Here is a 573-nt window from a genome sequence, read left to right as displayed (position 1 = left end):
GGAACATCGTTTCGTACCCGAATCCATCCTGGGCGAAGCAGGTATTTCCCGATCAGGATCCCGACGTGGCTATAACCATGCTCGCTGATGCAATTTTTGCGGCGTCGCGTGTCGATCTGGACGATCCTGTCAGCGCTTGGCGTGATCACAATGCCGCCTTGCATAAGCGCACAAAGTGGCTGAATGAGCGCACTTTCTCAGCACTGCATTTCAAGGGACCAGGCACGGACCTCACTGTCGGCCTCGCCGATGAACATGAATGGCACGGCGGTGCTTCTGTCGCGAAGAACGGCATAACCTGCAACCCGAATATTCCCACCGAGGAAGTTTTCACGACACCCCACGCATTGCGGGTCGACGGTCACGTTTCGAGCACCAAGCCGCTTTCCCACCAGGGCACGCTCATCGAAAATATCCAGGTTCGCTTCGAAGATGGCAGGATTGTCGAAGCCAAGGCGACGCGGGGCGAAGAAGTCTTTACCAAGGTGCTTGGCACTGACGAGGGCGCGCGCCGTCTCGGCGAAGTGGCGCTTGTTCCAAACTCCTCCCCGATTTCAGCATCGGGCCGGTGGT

1 protein-coding gene is annotated in these 573 nt (G+C 57.8%); it reads left to right on the top strand.

Annotated features, from left to right (window positions below; genetic code table 11):
* The coding region (locus ACXJ5O_RS29325) for an aminopeptidase (protein ID WP_457302966.1) at positions 1–573 on the top strand (573 nt) is incomplete at both ends.

Source organism: Phyllobacterium sp. P5_D12, assembly GCF_054049495.1.
This window is presented reverse-complemented; position numbering and strand designations above follow the sequence as displayed.